This is a genomic window from Haladaptatus marinus (assembly GCF_051194195.1).
Genome location: NZ_JBLZNK010000007.1, coordinates 20,622 through 40,357, shown reverse-complemented (window position 1 = coordinate 40,357; position 19,736 = coordinate 20,622). Strand labels below are relative to the sequence as shown.

The window sequence follows — 19,736 nt, the reverse complement described above, 5'->3', positions numbered from 1 at the left end:
GCAAAATCCAATGCGAACCGTCCGAACATTCGAGGGCACAATCACAAACCAAAAACAAGTAAGTGACGACCTCGACCAACTCGGATGGGCCGCGTCCAAACTCTGGAACGTCGGTCGCTACTACGCACAAGAACGATGGGACATGACGGGCGAGATTCCCGATGACGGGGAACTCAAAGCCGAACTCAAAGGTCACGAACGCTATACGGACCTTCATTCTCAATCCAGTCAGCGCGTTCTCGAAGAACTCGCTGAAGCGTTCACCGGCTGGTTCGGTAAGCGTCGCAACGGCGATAGTCGTTGCCGACCGCCCGGATTCCGCAAAAACGGAGATTCACACCCACGTTCTACGGTGTCGTTCAAAGCGGCTGGCTTCAAGCATGATGCACAGTTTCAACGCGTCCGCCTCTCGAAAGGTCGCAACCTCAAAGAGCATCGCTCGGATTTCATCCTGTGCGAGTACCAGACTCGCCCAGATGTTGACCTGACCGAGTGGGACATCCAACAGGTTCGTGCCGTCTACAAGCGTGAGGAGTGGCGGCTTCAATTCGTCTGTCGAACCACCATCGACCCGGAACCACCGGGCGACGAAACAGCCGGGATTGACCTCGGTATCTGCAATTTCGTCGCTCTTTCATTTGGTGGCGAGTCGATTCTGTTCCCCGGCAACGTCTTGAAAGAGGACGAATACTACTTCGGGAAAGAGAAAGCGAAATGTGACGATTCCCGTTCTCGAAAGCGAATGCGGATTGACCGCAAACGCACTGACCGACGATCCCATTTCCTCCACACACTCACGAAACACATCGTTTCCGAATGTGTTGAGAGACGTGTCGGAACGATTGTTGTGGGTGACCTCGGTGGAATCCGTGACGGTGAGAACGGCGATTCACGAAATTGGGGAACACACGGCAATCTCGACTTGCACGGATGGGCGTTCGACCGATTCACCACGCTTCTTGACTACAAGGCCGAAGCCGAAGGTATCGAGGTTACACTGGTGTCGGAACGCGATACGTCGAAGTCGTGTTCGGTTTGTGCAACTGTAGATGGCGACCAGCGGGTTGAACGTGGGTTGTACGTCTGCGACGAATGCGAGATGGCGATGAACGCTGACGTGAACGGTGCTGAGAACATTAGACGAAAAGTAACTCCGAGTCTCGTCTGCGACGGAGGAGATAGGAGTACCGGCTGGTTGGCACAGCCAGCGGTTCACTTGTTCGACCGCAGTGCGGGCTGTTTCGCCCCACGAGAACAGGTTGTAAACCGCGAATCGTAATATCTCAACTGCGGTCGGGATTCCCGCGTCTTCAGGCGCGGGAGGATGTCAATATGATAACCAACGAAAAAATGGATCACATACCGATGAGTTTAGTAGTGCAGATTGTCCGGTGTATCTCAGGCGTGCGCGGTATATCCTGCATTCTCGACGGCTTGAACCAGAACCGTGACATCGGCATCTCCTTTGATACTCGCTTGTTCGGCTTCGTGGTTTGCAGTAGCATCAGTGATGCCGTCGATACTACGGAGGGCGTCTTCGACAGTCTGTTCGCAGTGTCCACACGACATTCCTTCGACAGTGATGGTCGTCGTCATACATCTCAGTGTATGGGTGCTTTCTTTTGTGGACTTCTCTTTAGATTGGTCGGTAGAAGCCGTCTAGAAACATTGGAAACGAAAGTCAAAAACACGCACGGCTTTTGGCTCTCGGTGACGTAGTGCTGTTATGCGCGATCTGGACGAAACCGACCTCGAAATCCTGGAGCTACTGATGTCGAACGCTCGTCGGCCCTACAGCGATGTGGCGGACGCTGTTGATTTGTCACCACCTGCCGTCTCGGATCGGGTCGCTCGACTACAGGAGCGGGGAATCATCCGTGGATTTACGCTCGATATCGACTCCTCACAACTTCGTAAAGGAATTCCTATTCTGGTAACACTTGACGTCGCGGCTGACAGTCGAGACATTCCGTCAGTCAAGGAGACACTCCTCGATACCGGCGAAGTCGAATACGTGTTTACTACTGCAGAAGCTGACCTCATTGCATACGTGCGGGTACCCGACAATGATGTCGCTGCGTGGCTTGACACTATCTTCGACCAAGGAACGATCGACGACTTCGAAGTGACACTGTTGTCAGGTGCGGATTGGTCTCCTGACCTTGGTGGGATGGAGTTCGCGTTGACCTGCGCGGAGTGTGGAAACACGGTCGATAGCGAAGGAACATCGACTCGCATTGATGGCGATCTCTATCAGTTCTGTTGTCCGTCGTGTGAAGCCCGTTTCGAGGAGAAATATGAACAACTCCAGCAAGGAGCGGACTGAGCAACGGTCAACGCGCCAGCGCTTTTGAATCGAAGCTTTTCGAGCTCCTTTTCCGAATAGATGAAAGGACAAATCGATTGAATAGCCAAGCCCTATGATAAAGTAATGAGCCAGCATCGAGTTCACATCGATATTCAGGGAATGAGCTGTGCGAACTGTTCCCAGACCATCGCCGATTCCGTCGATTCCCTTGATGGGGTGTCGGAAGCAAACATCAATTTTGCGACCGACGAAGGAACCATCGAGTACGACTCGGACGAGGTTTCGCCAAAGCAGATCTACGAAGCCATCGAGAGCGTCGGCTATACTCCTGTCACGGAGACGAAGACGATCGGCATCACGGATATGTCGTGTGCGAACTGCTCGGAGACGGTACAGAACGCGCTCGAGCGGACATCAGGCGTTATTGAAGCGGACGTCAACTTCGCTACTGACGAGGCACAGGTCAGATACAACCCTGCTGAAGCGACGCTCACGAACCTCTACGATGCTATCGAAGATGCCGGCTACGCACCCGTTCGCGCGGACGGCGAGTCCGGTGAATCTGCCACAGATCGCCGCGATGCCGCTCGGCAGGCCGAAATCAGTAAACAATTACGGCTCACTCTGTTCGGTGCCGTACTCTCTGCACCGCTCATTTTCTTCCTTGCTGAGAAATTCATTCTTGGCGGAGGGATTCTTCCGGAGACGGTATTTGGAATTGAGTTCGGCTGGGTCGAGTTCTTGCTCGCGACGCCGGTTCAAATCGTTCTTGGGTGGGAGTTCTACAAGAATTCCTACAAGGCCCTCGTGAAGAACAAGAGCGCCAACATGGATGTGCTCATCGCGTTGGGCTCGTCTACGGCGTATCTCTACAGTGTCGTCGTGCTGCTCGGACTGATCGCCGGAAGTCTCTACTTCGACACGGCCGCGCTCATCCTCGTGTTCATCACGCTCGGCAACTATCTCGAAGCGCGCTCGAAGGGGCAAGCGAGTGACGCGCTACGCAAGTTGTTGGAGATGGAAGCCGACACTGCAACCGTCGTTGATGAAGACGGTACCGAGCGCGAGGTACCCATCGAAGACGTGACGGTAGGCGACCGGATGAAGATCCGTCCCGGTGAGAAAATTCCCACTGACGGTGTCGTCGTGGATGGACAGAGTGCGGTTGACGAATCGATGGTTACCGGAGAATCGGTACCCGTAGAGAAAGAGGAGGGGGACGAGGTCGTCGGATCGACCATCAACGAAAATGGTGTCCTCGTCGTCGAAGCGACGAAGGTCGGGGAGGACACTGCACTCCAGCAGATCGTTCAGACAGTCAAAGAAGCACAGTCCCGTCAACCCGATATTCAGAATCTCGCCGACCGAATTTCAGCGTACTTCGTTCCCGTTGTCATCGTGAATGCCCTGTTTTGGGGGGCGATTTGGTATCTTTTCCCCGGAGCACTCGCTGGCTTCGTGGACGCACTCCCACTGTGGGGATTAGTTGGTGGTGGGCCGACTGCTCTCTCCACGTTCGAGTTCGCGGTCATCGTCTTTGCCAGCGCGGTACTCATCGCGTGCCCATGTGCGCTCGGGTTAGCAACGCCAGCAGCAACGATGGTTGGCACCACACTGGGTGCGCAGAACGGCGTCCTCTTCAAAGGTGGCGATGTTCTGGAACGGGCGAAAGACGTGGATACCGTCGTCTTCGACAAAACAGGTACGCTGACGAAAGGCGAAATGGAACTCACGGACGTCGTTGTCTTCGATGCCGATGGTCAGCCTCGTACGGATGGCGGAGACACAATTGCCAATGGTGGCCAACTGGCCACTCACGAACGTCTCACCGAGGCCGACGTGCTGCGCTTTGCCGCCAGTGCGGAGAGCGGGAGTGAACATCCACTCGCGCAAGCTATCGTCGAGGGAGCCAAAGAACGTGATATCGAGGTCATGGAACCTGACTCGTTCGAGAACGTTCCGGGGCACGGTATCCAGGCAACGCTCGGTGGAAGTGAGATTCTTGTGGGCAACCGCAAACTCCTGTCCGATAATGACGTCGCTCCGGATCCGGTCGAAGACACGATGCAGCGGCTCGAAAACGAAGGGAAAACGGCGATGCTCGTCGCGTACGAGGGCGAACTCATTGGGGTGGTCGCTGATGCCGATACGGTCAAAGAGAGCGCAAGAGATGCGGTAAGTGCGCTTCAGCGGCGTGGCATCGATGTGATGATGATTACCGGTGACAACGAGCGTACTGCCCGTGCTGTTGCCAAACAGGTGGGTATTGACTCCCAGAACGTCCGGGCTGGAGTCCTTCCCGAAGACAAATCCGATGCAGTCGAGACAATTCAGGACGAGGGACGGAAGGCGATGATGGTTGGTGACGGCGTTAACGACGCGCCGGCGCTCGCCGTCGCATATGTCGGAACTGCTATCGGGAGCGGAACCGACGTCGCCATTGAGGCAGCGGATGTAACGCTCATGCGAAATGATCCGCTCGACGTGGTGAAGGCGATCCGTATCTCGGATGCCACGCTCGCAAAGATCAAACAGAACCTCGTGTGGGCGCTGGGCTACAACACGGCGATGATCCCACTGGCGTCGCTCGGCCTACTTCAGCCGGTGCTGGCTGCGGGTGCAATGGCGTTCTCCAGCGTGTCGGTGCTCACGAACAGCTTGCTGTTCCGTCAATATACCCCGGATCACGATTACAAACTCTTCGGCAGACTGCGCTAACTATCCGTTTCACGCTTCACTAGTGGTGATTCAATTACTCCGAACGTGACTGCAGCTAACGTGTGCAGGACTACGGTTCACCGTCATCCGCCTGTTCCTCCAGATTCGTACCGAAGTGCGTGAGGGAGTTTTCAATCTTCAATTCGGATATCAAAATGGGTCGTGATCAGATTTCCATCCGGTTTGATCTGAAGGTACAGCCGATATCGACCTGGTGTCGGGAATGTTGTACCGAACTCGACGCGACCTGTTTGTGGCGTTGTGTTCTTCGGATGTATATGGAGATACGCGAGATCTCCCTCCCGAAGTGCCACGAGATGACCGCGTGCTCCGAGATAGTCCTGTAAGTCCGAAACACGCTCGTCGTCACGATGGATCTCGAATGATAGTTGCGTCTCTTCATTTGCATCTATATCGTCGGTGCGTCGTTCAACCGTATATTCGTCCGTCATCGCGTGTCGCGCTATCTCTGGGTTCGATTCAAACGTGGCTGAGCCGGGTACGAAGAGGTCAAATCCGAGTGTCATTGACCGACCTGCAATTGCGATGTCCACGAAAGCGCGATACACCCCCGGCTCGGGAAGTGTGAAGTCTTCGACGCGGCACGTACCTTTTGAGTCGATATCGGGATGTAAGTGCTGAAAGTGAGCCAAATCCCGGCGCACTACGATCAAGTGAAGGAGATCTCCGTGTGAATCTTCAAATTCAGTTACTGTATCTCCCTCATGAGTCACGACTTGAAACGACCAATCAGTCGGGACGCCGGGTTCAAATCGAGTTTCCGACGGCACCAGTCGAAATTCGTCACTGGCAACCGACAGTCCATCTACTGTCGTATGTCCACCCGAACTGGAACCAGATGTTTCGTCTTGAAACTCCGTTTTGTGACTCTCATGATCAGACTGCTCCCCCATAGAACAGAGTACCATTGCTACCCTCTTACTGGTTTCTGCGGTCGTTGAAAACTGGGTGATGCGTGGGGTATAAATACAAATTTCGGCTTAGTGTTTTGTTATCAGTTGTCCGTCCGGCCAACTGATCAATCCGAATGCATCGTGGATCGGCATCTCCGCAGATCGCCTTCTGTTCGATGAATTTTGATAGTCGATAACTCTCCAAAACCTTCCACACGCTAGTTTCATTTCCATCGATTCTCGAATCTCCTGACGAGTTTTAATATCACTTGGATTGGTACGCTATTCGATGCTCTCATCGACTCTAGTATCGAAATTGGACTCAAACGTAGTCAGATTGTGTGGCGTACCTTCGTCATGACTTTGGGTATCGGAACAGCTGAGGAAGTGAGGTTAACGAACAAATCTATCGACGCCTCCTCGCCGGTGGTCTGTTAGTCAAAACGCCATTAGTCGTAACTCCCTTATCGGTATATATGGAGAGAAAAGAGTACGCAATCCTCGCGATTATCGCTCTCTCGACGGTCGCCATCGGTGTATTCACGACCACAAAGCCGTTGGAAACGTTCTTCGTCGAAAGTGCGAAGCACGCCGCAACGACAACGGTTGCTATGGCATGGATCACGTGGTGGGCGCTGGTGATCGGATTTGCAATAGCCGGCGGCGTCGAAGCCTGGACGTCCAGTGAGGAAGTCGCGGATCTTCTGGAGGGACACGGAATCCGTGAAATCGGCTACGGATCACTGTTCGGGTTCGTTTCGTCGTCGTGTTCCTACAGCGCCATCGCGACGGCGAAGAATCTCTTCAAGAAGGGTGGCTCCGCGGCCGCAACCATCGGTGCGTTCATGTTCGCCTCGACCAACCTCGTCATCGAAATCGGCGCCGTCATCTGGATTCTACTCGGATGGCAGTTCCTCTTGGCGGACATCATCGGCGGATTCATCCTCATCGGGATGATGGCGCTCGGTTTCGTCTACGTTGTACCGGACGACGTCATCGAGCAAGCTCGGAAGAACGTTCGCGACGAGGGTGCACCGACGGTACAAGACCCTGTCTGCGGAATGGAGGTCAATCCTGAGGAGACAGAGTACTCGACTGAAAGCGATGGGGAAACCTACTACTTCTGTTCGCAATCCTGTAAGGAGAGTTTTGACCCTGAGGAAGCGAATACGACTATCCGAGAGCAAGCAACGTCGCTATCTGGCTGGAAGGCTCTGGCGGACAAGCAGTGGAAAGAATGGGGGATGCTCTGGGACGAAATCGCCATTGGCTTCATCTTCGCGGGTCTCATTGCCGGTTTCATCCCCAAACAGGTTTGGACGTCGGTGTTCTCTGGGCCTGTGTTCGGCGTGCCGGTGTACATCTTCTGGACAGCTGTAGTTGGTGCCGTTATCGGCGTCGTCACGTTTGTCTGTTCTGTCGGAAACGTTCCCTTCGGGACCGTTCTCTGGACGAACGGACTACCGTTCGGAAGCGTCCTTAGCTACATTTACGCGGATCTCATCGTTCCGCCCATCATGGACGCCTATCGAGAGTACTACGGTACGAAATTCGCTGCCATTCTCTCGGGAATGATCTTCCTTACCGCGGTCATCACCGGCTTCATCATCCATTTCCTCTTCCTCGGCGTTGGTTTCATCCCAGACCCTTCGACTGCGAAAATTGCGGAGGTAAAAATCGAGATGAATTATAAAATGGTGTTGAACGTGCTGGCAACGGGGTTCTTCCTATTCCTCTATTGGCTCCATCGGTCGGACTCGGTGGAGGAACAAAGCAAGCATCCCCATTCTGCTGACTAACTTCTGGAAATTCATTCCTCTGTGACGAACATCTCTTTAGTAAATCAAATCCCCGTCAGACGCTGCTAGTTGTTATATTTCCTATTTTATTTTCTAAATCAGGAAGCAACGAAGTACGTCGTTCGAATCAGCCACTTCTCTCCTTTGAACGTTTGCCGCCGCTGCATAGATTTGAACGGACTTTCTCGAATCCGAGATGTACTAATTAACCTTCTTATCCCGTTATCGATAATGGCCTTTATTTTGTTACTGCGACGAAAGATCGGAATATATCTCACTAAAACTCCTTTTACATCCTATTAGACTTAATTTCTAAGGAAATAGGATGTTTTTTGTAATTATCTTGTGCGAAAGTGCCTAATAAGATTCCTTCGTTGGTATTGGTGAATGACAACAACGCTCATTGTTGAAGGAATGACCTGCGGAGGTTGTGAACAGAACGTCATCGACGCGCTCGAAGCGGTGGACGGCGTTTCGGAGGCGAACGCGGACAGAGAAGCAAACACAGCGTCCGTCGAGGGTTCCGCGAAGACGGACGACCTTGTCGGTGCTGTCGAGGATATCGGGTACGACGCGAGTGCCTGACCGACCCGATACGGGACGAAACAATGACAAACAAAAACATCTCCCGGCGAAGCGCAGTACAAACGATCGGTGCGGGCAGTTTAATCGGCCTTGCTGGCTGTTCGAGTTCATCGGACTCCCCCAATCAATCGGATCCATACGGTTCGTCCACTTCGACCACGGGCGGAGACGATGGTGCCACAAGTGGTTCGAAGAGCGCGACGGTTGCCCTTGCGACAGACCTCACTGCGGGAACGTGGGGCGTGTACGGTGGCGTGATGCCGTACTATACGAACATCCTCGAACCACTCATCTGGGTTTCGAAGGATATGAAACTCGAACCGTGGCTCGCTACGGAGTGGAAAGCGACCGGTGAAACGACGTGGGAGTTCACGCTCCGCAAGGACGTCACGTTCCACAACGGCAAGCCGCTCACCGCCGAAGCGGTCGTTTTCTCGTTCCACCAACTCCTCGATGAGTGGTCGTGGGCACCTGGGTGGCTCCATGTCGAAAAAGATGGCGTGAAGGCACTCGATGAGACGACGGTTGAGTTTACGACGACCGACCCCTTCCCGACGTTTCCGGGAACCATCGCCCACAACATGGTTGCAATCCAGCACCCAGACCGTGATCGCAAGGCAGGCGAGGCTATCGGAACAGGACCGTTCAAGGTCGAGAACGTGAAGAAAGAACAGTTCGTCCAAACGACGGCGTTCAAAGACTACTGGAACGAACCGCCGAAACTGTCTGGTCTCAAGTTCCGCGTCATTACGGATGCAAATACGCGTGCACTGTCGCTGTCGGCTCATGAAACGGACGTTGCGTATCAGCCGCCTCGCAACAAGATCAACTCGATTCAGAAGGCTTCGAAGACGAACGTCGAGACACAAGGCTCGCCATCTGCGGGCTATCTCGGTATCAATCTCCATAAATCGCCGACCGACGACGTGAAATTTCGGAAAGCGCTGAACTACGCGGTCAACCAGAACGCTATCGTCGAATCCATCCTCAGCGGCGTTGGCAAACCGGCACGCGGTTCGATCGCCCCGAGCATCTACTGGTCGGCCCACGACCAACTTCCCGAGTATGGACCGAACAAGTCCAAAGCGAAGTCACTCGTAAAGTCCTCGAATTATGACGGTGAGGCGCTCAAACTCCTCGTCAGCACCGACATGACCGATGGGAAGCTTCTCGCACAGGCCGTTGCCCAACAAATGGAAGCGGTCGGTGTCACCATCAACATCCAGGTATTGGAGGATGCCGCGTTCAACGACGCCGAGCGCAATGGACAGGGCCACCTCGCACTGAGCGAGAAGGGCACGAACAGCGGCGCGGCGGACTATGTCATCTACGAGAGTTTCCACTCGGAAGGGGACATGAACGAGCGACTGTACGGCGACGAAGGAACTGGTCTCTACAACCTCGGTTCGAAGGTAGACTCACTTCTGGAGACCGGATTCCAAACGGGGAGCAAGGAGAAGAAGAAGGAGGTCTATCGAGAGGTTCAACGGATGATCGCTGAGAAGGCAGTCATCGTTCCGCTGTACTACAGCGAGTACGTCGTCGTGTCGTTCCGTGACGTAAACAATCTCGACCTTCGACCCATCCCCGAGATGGTTCGGTGGAATAGTCTGACGCATACGAACTGAGGGACAACAGAATGTGGAAATTCATCGTTCGCCGGACCGCAACCGCTCTGCTCGTCCTCGTCGGCGTTTCGATACTCACGTACGCTTTGATGTTCTTCACACCCGGCGATCCCGCGACGACGATACTTCGCAAGCAGATGGGAGGCCGAACACCATCAAGTATGGCCGTCCAACAGTTTCGCGTCCAGCACGGTCTCAACGACCCGATTCCGATTCAGTACGTGAACTGGGTCTGGGACATTCTCCACGGAAACCTTCGCCAATCGTATTACGAGAACACACCAGTGTCCGCGATGATTATGAACCGAGTGTGGCCCACGCTTGAACTCGCCGTCGCAGCGATGGCCGTGTCGTTGGCGATTTCGCTCCCTGCCGGCGTCTTCAGCGCGGTCCACAAAGGAAAGATGCCCGACTACCTCAGTCAGTTCGCTGCACTGCTCGGCGTATCGATGCCCAACTTCTGGCTGGGCTATCTACTCATCATCGTCTTCTCTCTCGAACTCGGCGTCCTTCCGGTGTCCGGCGTCGGGAGTTTCGAACGATTGATTCTCCCTGCCGTGACGCTTGGAACTGGGATGGCCGCTATCGTGACCCGACTTGTCCGGTCATCGATGCTCGAGGTGCTGGACGACGAATACATTCGGACGGCCCGCGCGAAGGGGCTAAGAGAACGCATCGTCGTCTACAAACACGCGCTTCGGAACGCACTCATCCCGGTCGTAACCATCGTTGGCCTTCAGTTCGGCTACCTGCTCAACGGGGCCGTCGTTGTGGAAATCGTCTTCCAACGACCCGGTCTCGGAAGCTTGCTCATCAACGCAATCTTCGCTCGAGACTACCCAGTTGTACAGGGATTGGTGTTGCTTATCGCGGCCATCTTCGTTCTGACGAATTTCGCGGTGGATATCGTCTATCGCTATATCGACCCACGAATCTCGTTCGAGGGGGCCAGCGCATGAGCGACTCGGAATCCGATGCGATGACGGACGGGGGCGTTGTTGACGAGACGCGGTTCCCTCGGTATCGATCTGCCGTCGAATCACGAGCGTTCCGCCAGTTCACCGCAAACAAGCTGAACATCATCGGACTCGTCATCGTCGTGACCGTGCTTTTCGGTGCAGTGTTCGCCCCAGTTCTCACAACGTATAATCCCGAGAAGGGAGACTTATTCGAGCGGTTGGAGCCTCCGTCGGAGGAACACCTCCTTGGAACCGACCAACTCGGTCGCGACGTTTTCTCCCGACTCCTCTATGGCGCGCGCATTTCGCTGGGAATCGCCATTACGGTGGTGGGAATTACGTTAGTCATCGGGACTGCTATCGGGGTGACTGCGGGATATGTGGGCGGATACGTGGACGAGGCGCTCATGCGCTTCGTGGATATCCTGCTCGCGTTTCCAGGAATCCTCCTTGCGCTCGTCATCGCGGGAATTCTCGGACCGAGTCTCACGAATATCATGATTGCTCTTGCCGTCGTCGGCTGGACGCAGTACGCGAGGGTTGTTCGCGGAAGCGTCCTCTCCGTGAAGGAAATGGAGTACGTTCGAGCGGCGCAGCTGATGGGCGTCTCACGACCTCGTATCGTTCTCAAGCATATCATTCCGAACGTCATCGCTCCGGTCGTCGTGCTCGGAACGATGGATATGGCCTACGTCATCCTCGGGACAGCGGGGCTGTCGTTCCTCGGTCTTGGCGCACAACCGCCGACGCCCGAATGGGGGACGATGTTGGCCTCTGGACGAAACTACCTGCAGGACGCATGGTGGGTCGTGAACTTCCCCGGACTGGCGATTATGCTCGTCGTCCTCGGGTTCAATCTCCTCGGAGATGGGCTTCGTGATATCCTCGACCCCAAGGATATGGGCAATATGGAGGACAAAGGATTATGAGCCAGCCGATACTGGAAGTCGACGACTTACACACGCGATTCAGCACGCACGAAGGGACAGTTCACGCGGTCAACGGCGTCTCGTTCACCATCGACCAAGGCGAAATCGTTGGTATCGTCGGGGAAAGCGGAAGCGGGAAATCCGTGACCGCACTCTCGCTCATGCGGCTCGAAAATCCAGGTCGTATCGTCGATGGCTCAATACGATTTCAGGGAACCGAGTTGACGACGGCGTCATCCCGAGAGATTCGACGTCTTCGCGGCGGCGGGATGTCGATGGTCTTCCAAGACCCGATGACGACGTTGAACCCCGTATTCACGGTGCGCGACCAAATCATCGAATCGCTCAAGATACATGAGAAACCGAACTCGCAGAGCCTCCTCGACTTTCTCAATGCACCGCTGTTCAGCAGTCGGTCGGAACAGAAGCGAAAAGGGGAACGTGCAGTCGAGTTGATGGAACAGGTTGGTATCCCTCACCCTGCGGAGCGCGCCGATGCGTATCCTCACGAATTTAGCGGTGGAATGCGCCAGCGTGCAATGCTCGCCATCGCACTCGCAAGCGAACCCGACCTTCTCATCGCCGACGAACCAACGACTGCGTTAGACGTGACCATTCAGGCACAGATTCTCCGAGAATTGAAAACACTCAACGAAACGCACGGAATGAGCATTCTGATGGTAACCCACGACCTCGGCGTCGTCTCCGAGGTGTGCGACCGCGTTATCGTCATGTACGGCGGTGAGGTGATGGAAACTGGTACGACAGACGAAGTACTCTCCGATCCGAAGCATCCCTATACGAAGGCACTTCTCGACTGTATGCCACAGAATACGAAGCGCAAGGAACCACTCAACGTCATCGAGGGGCAGGTACCGGACATGGTCGGCGGGACGACCGGGTGTCCGTTCGCAGACCGTTGTTCCCACACAACAAATGCCTGTACGAATGGCCCAATTGCGGAACACGACGTCGGTTCCGATCGCGTGGTGAAATGTGATGAAATCGAGTTCGTTGCCAATGCTGGTGTGGCGAGCAGTGGTGATGCCGAATGAGCCTTCAGCAACCCACGACGGGTTCGACGCCGGTCTTCGAAATTGAATCCGTCACGAAACGCTTCGCGCTCTCCGATTCGTTGCTCGACCGAGCCATCGGGACACGGGAGTTCGTCACCGCCGTCGACGATGTCTCCTTGACTATCCACGAGGGTGAAACGCTCGGTCTCGTCGGAGAGAGCGGGAGCGGTAAATCGACGCTTGCGAACCTAATTACCGGGCTGTACGAGCCAACCGAGGGCACGATTTCCTTTGACGGTGAGCCACTCGGTCACGTTTCCGCTCGACCGACCGACGTTCGCTCAGAAATTGGGATGGTCTTCCAGAATCCGAAGGCGAGTATCGACCCCCGAATGGCCATTCGGGACGCTATCGAGGAGCCGATGAAAGCACAGGGCTGGTCGCGCACTCGTCGCGAGGAGCGAATGGAAGAACTGCTCTCGCTGGTCAACTTGTCGGAGCATCACGCTGACCGCTACGCTCACGAACTCTCGGGCGGACAGGCACAACGAGTTGCTATAGCACGTGCGGTCGCACTCGAACCACGTGTGCTGGTGCTCGACGAACCCACATCGGCACTCGACGTGAGTGTTCAAGCGAAAATCACCAATCTACTGGTCGAACTGCAGGAGACACTCGGCCTCACGATGCTGTTCATCGCACACGACCTCAGTGTCGTCGAACACATCGCCGACCGTGTCGCCGTCATGTATCTTGGGCAGGTCATGGAAGTTGCCCCGACCGAACAACTGTTCGAACGACCAACGCACCCCTATACGAGTGCACTCCTTTCCGCGATTCCGGAGGTCGGGCCGGATGATGGCGAAACGGTGATTCTGGACGGAGATATTCCAAGCCCAGTGAATCCTCCGAGTGGCTGTGTTTTCCACACCCGGTGTCCGATTGCGCGACCGGAGTGTGCCGAAATCAACCCTCAGTACGAGGGTATTAGTCATGGACGGACAAAGTGTCTGTATCCTATAGATGATGAAATCGAATCGGAGGCAGAACAATGACTAACGACAATTCCAACACCTCCGTGCCGTCCGATACTGGGTCGGCGGAGACCAGCAAATCAACGGACTCTACTTCAATTGACCCGAGTGAAAACGCACTACCCGCAGAGGATCTTCAGTATCCGGAGTTTACGTTCGAGGACGGCTCCATTTCTCCGGATGGATCGTTCGACCTCGAACGAACGCTGAAGCGTGACGAGATGGGAAACTGGCTCTCCGACCTTGCCGGAGGGCTCACCAGCCACGACATCGCCGTTGAATCGTCCGACCGCCACGTCACGTTCGGTATCCGGCCCGATGCAGTATCGATGGCGTTTGAACCGGACGACGATCATCGTGGAAAACTCAAGGTGTCGTTCGAGTTGGACGCGAAAGTCATGCTCGCGCAGGATGCTGACAGTCCAAAGATCGGTGCCCGTGCCGGTCGTGGGTTCGTTCCCGTCGAGATGCTCACGACGGATCGGAAGCCGGAACATTTCCGGTGTTACAATTGGATCGAAAATCCCGTTGAAGAGGAGTAATCGCTGCTATTTTTCGAAGGGTTTGCTTTCGGTTTACACAATGGAAGCTTTTTCACCGGGCGAAAAAACCCACAATGCTTACTTATAGACGCACTCATCATCGACCGTGTGTGAGGATTGCCGTCCGCGCGAACTCCTCGCTCTCTTGGGAGATGAACACGTGCAAACCGTACTTTCCGCGACGAGTGATGGGCCACTGTCTGCGAACGAATTGAGCGATATTTGTGGGACATCATTGCCGACAGTGTATCGGCGCATCGAAGAGATGGTCGCCTGTCACCTCCTTGCTGAACGAAACGAGATCGACGCTAACGGCAATCATTACAAGACGTATGAGGCACTGCTTGAGCAAGCAACCGTTCAGTTGGACGACGGCGAATTTGTCGTTGATCTTGACACCGTTGAACGAGAAGATGCACCGGATCGGTTCATGCGAATGTGGAACAACATTCGGGAGGATGAGTCATAATGCATATCGGACTCGTCGTCGCCAAAATCGTCGTAGCGATACTCGGCCTACTCATTGCATTCCAGAGTTATCGCGCCTACGCTCGGTACGACAGCAGTCCAATGTTGTATCTTGCACTCGGTTTCTCCCTCATCAGTATTGGCTCAGTCATCGAAGGGGTTCTCTACGAAGTCGTGAAATTGTCTCTCTTCTACGCCGGAATGGTTCAGTCAATCGTCGTCGCACTCGGCATGGTCGCTGTTCTGTACTCTCTGTACGGTCGGGAGCGCTAACGCTTTCGAACTGCCCTTGCTGGCTGAATCTCCTCTTGCCGCGGTAGGAATTAGTCTCGTCCTATTTAAATGGTTCTGCCGATTAAATCCAGTGAAAATACGCCATTCGCTTTTGAGCCCTCTGTATGTAGAACCGTTCACCAATGTCCAGGGAAAATTCCAATCACCGACGAAAATTACTACGACTTGCAGTCGTCGTAGCGCTCTTGACTGCTGCTGTCGCTGGCGTTGCTGCAGACACAACGACGACGGAGGGCCACGGTCATGGCGATGACGACCACGGAGAAGCCGAAACTACTAGCGCCCACCAGGAAGAGACCAAAACTACGAGTGACCACCATGGGGGTGCCGAAACTACGAGTGGTCATCATTCGGATGGGGACAGTCACGATGAAGGAACCGAAACCACTGGTGGTCACCATTCCGATGGAAATAGCGATGACCATCATGCAGGCGAGAGCAGCGGTGACCAGCATAACCAAAGTTCGATGGCGTGGCTGGCCAGTATCGCTGGCTTGCTCGCGCTCTCTGCGGTTTCCGTTGGACCCGTCTACTGGTTTGGAAAACAACGAAATCGCATCTCGAATGTCGATGCTGCCCATGTTGCCGCAGTCGGACTTATTCTAGTGAGTGCAGCCGTTCACCTCTATCTATTCCTCCAGCACAGCGAACTCGAGATGCTCCTCGCTGGACTCGGATTTATCGGCGCAGTCGTCCTGTTTTTCCTCGGAATCAGCCGACGACTTCTCTACGCAGTCGGCATTCCGTACGTCGCAGCACAATTCGTTCTCTGGTGGATGAGTGACATGCCACACCTCCAGAGTTACGGCCTGCTCGACAAGGCCTCCCAAGCGTTGCTTGTCGTCGTCCTGACGTACCTCCTCATCGTGGAATAGCCCTCGCGACCGTGAAATACGAGACTATCTACCGATGCGCAGACAACCTCCATGGAGTGCAGGCCTTTCAAATCGAGATTCTCGTTGGTTGCTCGTTACCGGCAACCGGCTAGTCGTTGCTGCTGTGCTCCTCTCCAGCATACTGTTTCTGCTTGTTCTGTTCATGTCCGTCGGCGTTCTCTCCGGTCGGCCGTCGAGTCCAATGTACCTACTCTTCAGTGCGTTACTCGGCGGGAATTCCACGCTGATTTCTGTCGTGCTTTCGATCAACCAACTCGTTCTCTCGCGCGAGTTGGGCGCAACCGGTGAGTTCCATAGTTGGCTGTCCATCTTGCCTGATGAACCTTCGCACCCAAACTGCATCCTGACGGCGTTAGTTCGGGTTCCGGTGGTCATTTTGAAATAGTGGTGCAGAAACGAAACTCCGTATCGGGATGGTCTGTCGCTGTTGAATTTTGAAAGTAAAGGGTTGACCACCTAGTTGACGTGGTTGCGCGGGTGTTTCACTCATATCCTGTGATTTATAATGGATAATTGGGTTAAATCTCCATCGCTTTCTAGATACTATGGCAACTAAAACCACGGAAGACGAACTACTCCGAACCGCTCTTATCGTTCTGGGTGTCATCGTCCTGATTCCAGTGCTGTTGATGACCTTTGCGGTGCCGATGATGGGGATGATGGGTTGGTGGGGTGGTGGCATGTTCGGACGAGGAGTCTCGCCAGTATGGGGATTCGGCATGATGTTCGTGTGGCTCCTCGTTCTATTGGGCATCAGCTATGCCTTGTATCGTGGACTCGTCGGGCGCAGTGATAGCGCTCGTACTAATGACCCAGCGCTTGACGAACTCCGAACCGCATTTGCTCGCGGGGAAATTTCCGAAGAAGAGTTCGAGATGCGCCGGGAGAAACTTCGAACAGATAGGTAGAGTAACGACATTCCCGAAATCGGGTTACGATTGATCGGGGAAGCTCCCGGAGAAGTCGCCCGACTACGAGACTGTCATTGCGATCAACAGAAAAAGTCCTACTCTGTTAAATTGTATCACTGGGGTCGTGTTTGTCCGCCATTCGCTCGACTTCGGCCTCGTATCGGTTTTGGAGGCTCGAATCATCAACGGCTTCGAGATCGGCAGGTGGGACGTCTTTCGCAGCGGTCACCGAATCCATGTCGACCGCCTGTGCAGCGAGCTCTCGGCGATAGAGTCGCTTACCGTCTGGCGTTGCGTACTTAAGGATGATGAGATCACGATTGTTGTACCCACGCTCGACAAGCCACACACGGATATCCCCAGTTTCAGTAGCCATAGTGATAGTGACGGGAATCACGATGTTAGGCAGTTCGGTCTTCCTTCGCATTCGAAATCGGTGTCAGGAACGACTCGCATGTATAACTATCTGAGATATCACTCAGTTCGCAGATATCGAGAATGCCTGAATTCGAGAGAATAGCGATACTCGCAGTTGAGTCTGTAATGAGTCTCGGGATTCGATGCCGTCCAGTGAACTAGGTCGGTGACGTACATTGAACTGCGGCACTGTACAGTTCTACCGAGCGAGTGCATTATACAGCCACGCGAAGGCGTAGATGAAGATGAAACTGATGATCGCTGCTTCGATCATGCCTGCTACGGTTCCGACAATGGTCGGTTCGAAGAACAGGTGCCACTGTTCCATCATCTCGACTGCGCCTTCGTAGACGCCGACTGCTCCAAAGATTCCCAGAAGGAGCATGACGACGGCAGAAACGATTGCCGCGGCACTAGCGAATGCTAGTGCGTCGAGTTTCATCGTTTCGTGGGCAGTCTCCGATTCGTACTCTCTATGGCTAGTGGTCGTAGTACTCATACGTAGAGATACGTCGCGCTCGTTTAATCGGATTGCAGCTTATATTCGAAAGCACTCGTCGTTGCCCGATCCTTCGTGGCTTCATTTCGAACCAAAACGAAAGACTGGAGGAAGACATTGGGAAGAGTTCACAATGGGTGCTTCCGTATAAACGTCGTCGCGCTAAATGCAATAACAGTTTTAATCACCGTTTAGGAAATGTTCTGGTCGCTGACTCGCGGTATCCGATTTCCGTGCCAGACACTATCTTAGAAAGTGATTGTATGGATTGCCTATTTCTTCACATTTTTAAGGACAATTGGCAAGAGCGATGCGGGCCAAGTTTCATGTATGGAAACCACTGTCGTCAGCGGAATCCTCGAATCGCTACGAATCGGGGTCGGTTTCCTTTGGACCGCTGCATGGGCAATCACTATGGGGTTGATGATTACGAGTCTCGTGCAGGTCTACGTCTCGAAAGAACGGATGGCACGCCTGCTTGGAGACGACGATCTCAGTGAACTCGCGAAAGCAACCGTCTTCGGTGCTGCCAGTAGTGGTTGTAGCTTCGGTGCCGTCGCTATCGCAAAGGGGTTGTTCAAGAAGGGGGCCCACGTGGTCAACGTTCTTGCGTTCATGTTCGCCTCAACGAATCTCATCATCGAACTCGGCTTAATGATCTTGATACTCCTCGGCTGGGAGTTTCTCGTCGCCGAACTTCTCGGCGGACTCATTCTCATCGCGGTGATGGCTCTTATCGTCCACGTAACACTCCCGGAAAATCTCTTTGAAGACGTTCGGAAGGAACTGAATCAGCGAGATCACGACCACGGCGTCACCGAGGATCCGACGTGTGGAATGGAGGGAAAAGACGAGTATTCGCTCGTAACCGACGGCGGTGAAACGCTGGAGTTCTGTTCCGCTGGGTGTCTGGAAACTTACCAGCAGGAGGTTGCCAGCAGTGGCGACTGGCGGGACGAACTATTGACGTGGGGCGGCTGGTACAAACTCGGGAATCAGTACCGGAAAGAGTGGTCGATGATTTGGAAAGACGTTATCGCTGGTTTTCTTATCTCTGGCTTCGTCATCGTTTTCGTCCCGCAGTGGGTCTGGAACAGTCTCTTCCTTCAGGGAGATGGCCTGCTCGTAAGTGCCGAAAATGCGATCATGGGTGTGACGATTGCCGTCATCAGCTTCGTCGGAAGCATCGGCAATGTCCCGTTTGCGGTCGCACTCTGGGGAGGCGGCATCAGCTTCGCAGGGGTTATTGCATTCGTCTACGCCGACCTGATCACGATTCCGGTACTCAACGTTTACAGAAAATACTACGGCTGGACGGTGATGCTGTACATCTTCGGCGTGTTCTTCGTGACGATGGCGTTCACGGGGTTTCTCATGGAGGAGTTGTTCACCGCCCTGGGTATCGTGCCGAACCTCGCTGGCGGGGAGACGGCGACCGAACAGACGTATTTCGAACTCAACTACACGTTCTACCTCAACATCATCGCGTTCGCGCTCTCGGGGTTCCTCCTCTACGTCTACCGACGAGGACTCGGTGCGCCCGGTCAGTACCGCGATCCTGTATGTGGAATGCGAATCGACGACAGTGGCCCGAGCAGTACCCACGACGGAGAAACGTACTACTTCTGTTCGAATCGGTGCAAGCAGTCGTTCGAGAACAACCCAACCGAATTTTCACAGATACAGCCACAGATTTCTGGGACGGGAACTTCCCAAAGTCACGAGCATCATTGAATGACACATCCCGGTTGTCTCTACAGGCGGAGCAGGCCGAGTGCCTTGGCTGTGACCCCAAGGTGGTTCACACTGTGCGACGGTA

At 54.3% G+C, this 19,736-nt stretch carries 21 protein-coding genes; 17 read left to right on the top strand and 4 right to left on the bottom strand.

Translation table 11 applies throughout. The features are described from left to right. The first annotated feature begins 10 nt into the window (after positions 1–10). On the top strand, positions 11–1,279 hold the full coding sequence (locus tag ACN2TU_RS22125) for an RNA-guided endonuclease InsQ/TnpB family protein (protein WP_435158503.1): 1,269 nt from the start codon (positions 11–13) through the stop codon (positions 1,277–1,279). 119 nt (positions 1,280–1,398) lie between these two features. Here ACN2TU_RS22125 and ACN2TU_RS22120 read toward each other — a convergent pair whose 3' ends face one another. Beyond that, positions 1,399–1,596, bottom strand: coding sequence for a heavy-metal-associated domain-containing protein (locus ACN2TU_RS22120; RefSeq protein ID WP_435158502.1), 198 nt, complete (start codon positions 1,594–1,596; stop codon positions 1,399–1,401). Between the two features lie 130 nt (positions 1,597–1,726). Here ACN2TU_RS22120 and ACN2TU_RS22115 point away from each other — a divergent pair, with 130 nt between their 5' ends. Together ACN2TU_RS22115 and ACN2TU_RS22110 are read left to right on the top strand one after the other, a co-directional pair. Further along, positions 1,727–2,326: a winged helix-turn-helix transcriptional regulator gene (locus tag ACN2TU_RS22115; RefSeq protein WP_435158501.1), complete on the top strand. Its 600-nt coding sequence runs from the start codon at positions 1,727–1,729 to the stop codon at positions 2,324–2,326. 105 nt (positions 2,327–2,431) lie between these two features. Then, positions 2,432–5,026 carry a heavy metal translocating P-type ATPase gene (locus ACN2TU_RS22110; RefSeq protein ID WP_435158499.1) on the top strand — a complete coding sequence of 865 codons (2,595 nt, stop codon included), beginning with the start codon at positions 2,432–2,434 and terminating at the stop codon, positions 5,024–5,026. Positions 5,027–5,157: 131 nt separating this feature from the next. Here the strand turns inward: ACN2TU_RS22110 and ACN2TU_RS22105 are convergent, their stop codons facing one another. Then, positions 5,158–5,553: a hypothetical protein gene (locus ACN2TU_RS22105; protein WP_435158498.1), complete on the bottom strand. Its 396-nt coding sequence runs from the start codon at positions 5,551–5,553 to the stop codon at positions 5,158–5,160. 863 nt (positions 5,554–6,416) lie between these two features. On the opposite strand from ACN2TU_RS22105, the gene ACN2TU_RS22100 reads away from it, so the two are divergent. The 13 genes from ACN2TU_RS22100 (at position 6,417) to ACN2TU_RS22045 (ending at position 16,998) form a co-directional block, all read left to right on the top strand. Then, positions 6,417–7,739 (top strand): permease, encoded by a 1,323-nt coding sequence (locus ACN2TU_RS22100; protein WP_435158497.1) that lies wholly within the window; start codon positions 6,417–6,419, stop codon positions 7,737–7,739. A gap of 387 nt (positions 7,740–8,126) precedes the next feature. Then, on the top strand, positions 8,127–8,324 hold the full coding sequence (locus ACN2TU_RS22095) for a heavy-metal-associated domain-containing protein (protein WP_435158496.1): 198 nt from the start codon (positions 8,127–8,129) through the stop codon (positions 8,322–8,324). Between the two features lie 23 nt (positions 8,325–8,347). Then, on the top strand, positions 8,348–9,952 hold the full coding sequence (locus ACN2TU_RS22090; RefSeq protein ID WP_435158495.1) for an ABC transporter substrate-binding protein: 1,605 nt from the start codon (positions 8,348–8,350) through the stop codon (positions 9,950–9,952). A gap of 11 nt (positions 9,953–9,963) precedes the next feature. Beyond that, positions 9,964–10,911: a nickel ABC transporter permease gene (nikB, locus tag ACN2TU_RS22085; RefSeq protein ID WP_435158494.1), complete on the top strand. Its 948-nt coding sequence runs from the start codon at positions 9,964–9,966 to the stop codon at positions 10,909–10,911. A 20-nt stretch (positions 10,912–10,931) separates the two neighbouring features. Continuing rightward, a complete protein-coding gene (nikC, locus tag ACN2TU_RS22080) occupies positions 10,932–11,840 on the top strand; it encodes a nickel transporter permease (protein WP_435158964.1) in 909 nt (302 codons plus the stop codon). Beyond that, on the top strand, positions 11,837–12,895 hold the full coding sequence (locus ACN2TU_RS22075) for an ABC transporter ATP-binding protein (protein ID WP_435158492.1): 1,059 nt from the start codon (positions 11,837–11,839) through the stop codon (positions 12,893–12,895). The genes nikC and ACN2TU_RS22075 overlap by 4 nt, the downstream gene beginning before the upstream one ends. Then, on the top strand, positions 12,892–13,911 hold the full coding sequence (locus tag ACN2TU_RS22070) for an ABC transporter ATP-binding protein (RefSeq protein WP_435158491.1): 1,020 nt from the start codon (positions 12,892–12,894) through the stop codon (positions 13,909–13,911). The genes ACN2TU_RS22075 and ACN2TU_RS22070 overlap by 4 nt, the downstream gene beginning before the upstream one ends. Then, the gene (locus ACN2TU_RS22065) at positions 13,908–14,432 is read left to right on the top strand and encodes a hypothetical protein (RefSeq protein WP_435158489.1); all 525 of its coding nucleotides are present in this window, start codon (positions 13,908–13,910) and stop codon (positions 14,430–14,432) included. The genes ACN2TU_RS22070 and ACN2TU_RS22065 overlap by 4 nt, the downstream gene beginning before the upstream one ends. A gap of 160 nt (positions 14,433–14,592) precedes the next feature. Then, positions 14,593–14,901 (top strand): helix-turn-helix domain-containing protein, encoded by a 309-nt coding sequence (locus tag ACN2TU_RS22060; protein ID WP_435158488.1) that lies wholly within the window; start codon positions 14,593–14,595, stop codon positions 14,899–14,901. Further along, positions 14,901–15,173, top strand: a complete 273-nt coding sequence (locus ACN2TU_RS22055) for a DUF7521 family protein (RefSeq protein ID WP_049972725.1) — start codon at positions 14,901–14,903, stop codon at positions 15,171–15,173. The genes ACN2TU_RS22060 and ACN2TU_RS22055 overlap by 1 nt, the downstream gene beginning before the upstream one ends. Positions 15,174–15,316: 143 nt before the next feature. Beyond that, a complete protein-coding gene (locus tag ACN2TU_RS22050) occupies positions 15,317–16,069 on the top strand; it encodes a hypothetical protein (RefSeq protein ID WP_435158487.1) in 753 nt (250 codons plus the stop codon). A gap of 34 nt (positions 16,070–16,103) precedes the next feature. Continuing rightward, positions 16,104–16,475, top strand: coding sequence for a DUF7972 family membrane protein (locus ACN2TU_RS27010; protein WP_472850219.1), 372 nt, complete (start codon positions 16,104–16,106; stop codon positions 16,473–16,475). Between the two features lie 160 nt (positions 16,476–16,635). Next, positions 16,636–16,998, top strand: coding sequence for an SHOCT domain-containing protein (locus ACN2TU_RS22045; RefSeq protein WP_435158485.1), 363 nt, complete (start codon positions 16,636–16,638; stop codon positions 16,996–16,998). A 106-nt stretch (positions 16,999–17,104) separates the two neighbouring features. Here the strand turns inward: ACN2TU_RS22045 and ACN2TU_RS22040 are convergent, their stop codons facing one another. Beyond that, positions 17,105–17,377, bottom strand: a complete 273-nt coding sequence (locus ACN2TU_RS22040; RefSeq protein ID WP_435158483.1) for a DUF7967 family protein — start codon at positions 17,375–17,377, stop codon at positions 17,105–17,107. 240 nt (positions 17,378–17,617) lie between these two features. Continuing rightward, entirely contained in the window at positions 17,618–17,917 is a 300-nt protein-coding gene (locus tag ACN2TU_RS22035; protein WP_435158481.1) for a hypothetical protein, read from the bottom strand. 330 nt (positions 17,918–18,247) lie between these two features. Here ACN2TU_RS22035 and ACN2TU_RS22030 point away from each other — a divergent pair, with 330 nt between their 5' ends. Then, a complete protein-coding gene (locus tag ACN2TU_RS22030) occupies positions 18,248–19,651 on the top strand; it encodes a permease (RefSeq protein WP_435158479.1) in 1,404 nt (467 codons plus the stop codon). The last annotated feature ends 85 nt before the right edge of the window (positions 19,652–19,736 follow it).

What these genes read in the sequence shown, in the direction of transcription:
- ACN2TU_RS22125 (WP_435158503.1), top strand. Translation starts at nt 11, where the DNA reads ATGCGAACCGTCCGAACATTCGAGGGCACAATCACAAACCAAAAACAA.
- ACN2TU_RS22120 (WP_435158502.1), bottom strand. Translation starts at nt 1,596, where the DNA reads ATGACGACGACCATCACTGTCGAAGGAATGTCGTGTGGACACTGCGAA.
- ACN2TU_RS22115 (WP_435158501.1), top strand. Translation starts at nt 1,727, where the DNA reads ATGCGCGATCTGGACGAAACCGACCTCGAAATCCTGGAGCTACTGATG.
- ACN2TU_RS22110 (WP_435158499.1), top strand. Translation starts at nt 2,432, where the DNA reads ATGAGCCAGCATCGAGTTCACATCGATATTCAGGGAATGAGCTGTGCG.
- ACN2TU_RS22105 (WP_435158498.1), bottom strand. Translation starts at nt 5,553, where the DNA reads ATGACACTCGGATTTGACCTCTTCGTACCCGGCTCAGCCACGTTTGAA.
- ACN2TU_RS22100 (WP_435158497.1), top strand. Translation starts at nt 6,417, where the DNA reads ATGGAGAGAAAAGAGTACGCAATCCTCGCGATTATCGCTCTCTCGACG.
- ACN2TU_RS22095 (WP_435158496.1), top strand. Translation starts at nt 8,127, where the DNA reads ATGACAACAACGCTCATTGTTGAAGGAATGACCTGCGGAGGTTGTGAA.
- ACN2TU_RS22090 (WP_435158495.1), top strand. Translation starts at nt 8,348, where the DNA reads ATGACAAACAAAAACATCTCCCGGCGAAGCGCAGTACAAACGATCGGT.
- nikB (WP_435158494.1), top strand. Translation starts at nt 9,964, where the DNA reads ATGTGGAAATTCATCGTTCGCCGGACCGCAACCGCTCTGCTCGTCCTC.
- nikC (WP_435158964.1), top strand. Translation starts at nt 10,932, where the DNA reads ATGACGGACGGGGGCGTTGTTGACGAGACGCGGTTCCCTCGGTATCGA.
- ACN2TU_RS22075 (WP_435158492.1), top strand. Translation starts at nt 11,837, where the DNA reads ATGAGCCAGCCGATACTGGAAGTCGACGACTTACACACGCGATTCAGC.
- ACN2TU_RS22070 (WP_435158491.1), top strand. Translation starts at nt 12,892, where the DNA reads ATGAGCCTTCAGCAACCCACGACGGGTTCGACGCCGGTCTTCGAAATT.
- ACN2TU_RS22065 (WP_435158489.1), top strand. Translation starts at nt 13,908, where the DNA reads ATGACTAACGACAATTCCAACACCTCCGTGCCGTCCGATACTGGGTCG.
- ACN2TU_RS22055 (WP_049972725.1), top strand. Translation starts at nt 14,901, where the DNA reads ATGCATATCGGACTCGTCGTCGCCAAAATCGTCGTAGCGATACTCGGC.
- ACN2TU_RS22050 (WP_435158487.1), top strand. Translation starts at nt 15,317, where the DNA reads ATGTCCAGGGAAAATTCCAATCACCGACGAAAATTACTACGACTTGCA.
- ACN2TU_RS27010 (WP_472850219.1), top strand. Translation starts at nt 16,104, where the DNA reads ATGCGCAGACAACCTCCATGGAGTGCAGGCCTTTCAAATCGAGATTCT.
- ACN2TU_RS22045 (WP_435158485.1), top strand. Translation starts at nt 16,636, where the DNA reads ATGGCAACTAAAACCACGGAAGACGAACTACTCCGAACCGCTCTTATC.
- ACN2TU_RS22040 (WP_435158483.1), bottom strand. Translation starts at nt 17,377, where the DNA reads ATGGCTACTGAAACTGGGGATATCCGTGTGTGGCTTGTCGAGCGTGGG.
- ACN2TU_RS22035 (WP_435158481.1), bottom strand. Translation starts at nt 17,917, where the DNA reads ATGAGTACTACGACCACTAGCCATAGAGAGTACGAATCGGAGACTGCC.
- ACN2TU_RS22030 (WP_435158479.1), top strand. Translation starts at nt 18,248, where the DNA reads ATGGAAACCACTGTCGTCAGCGGAATCCTCGAATCGCTACGAATCGGG.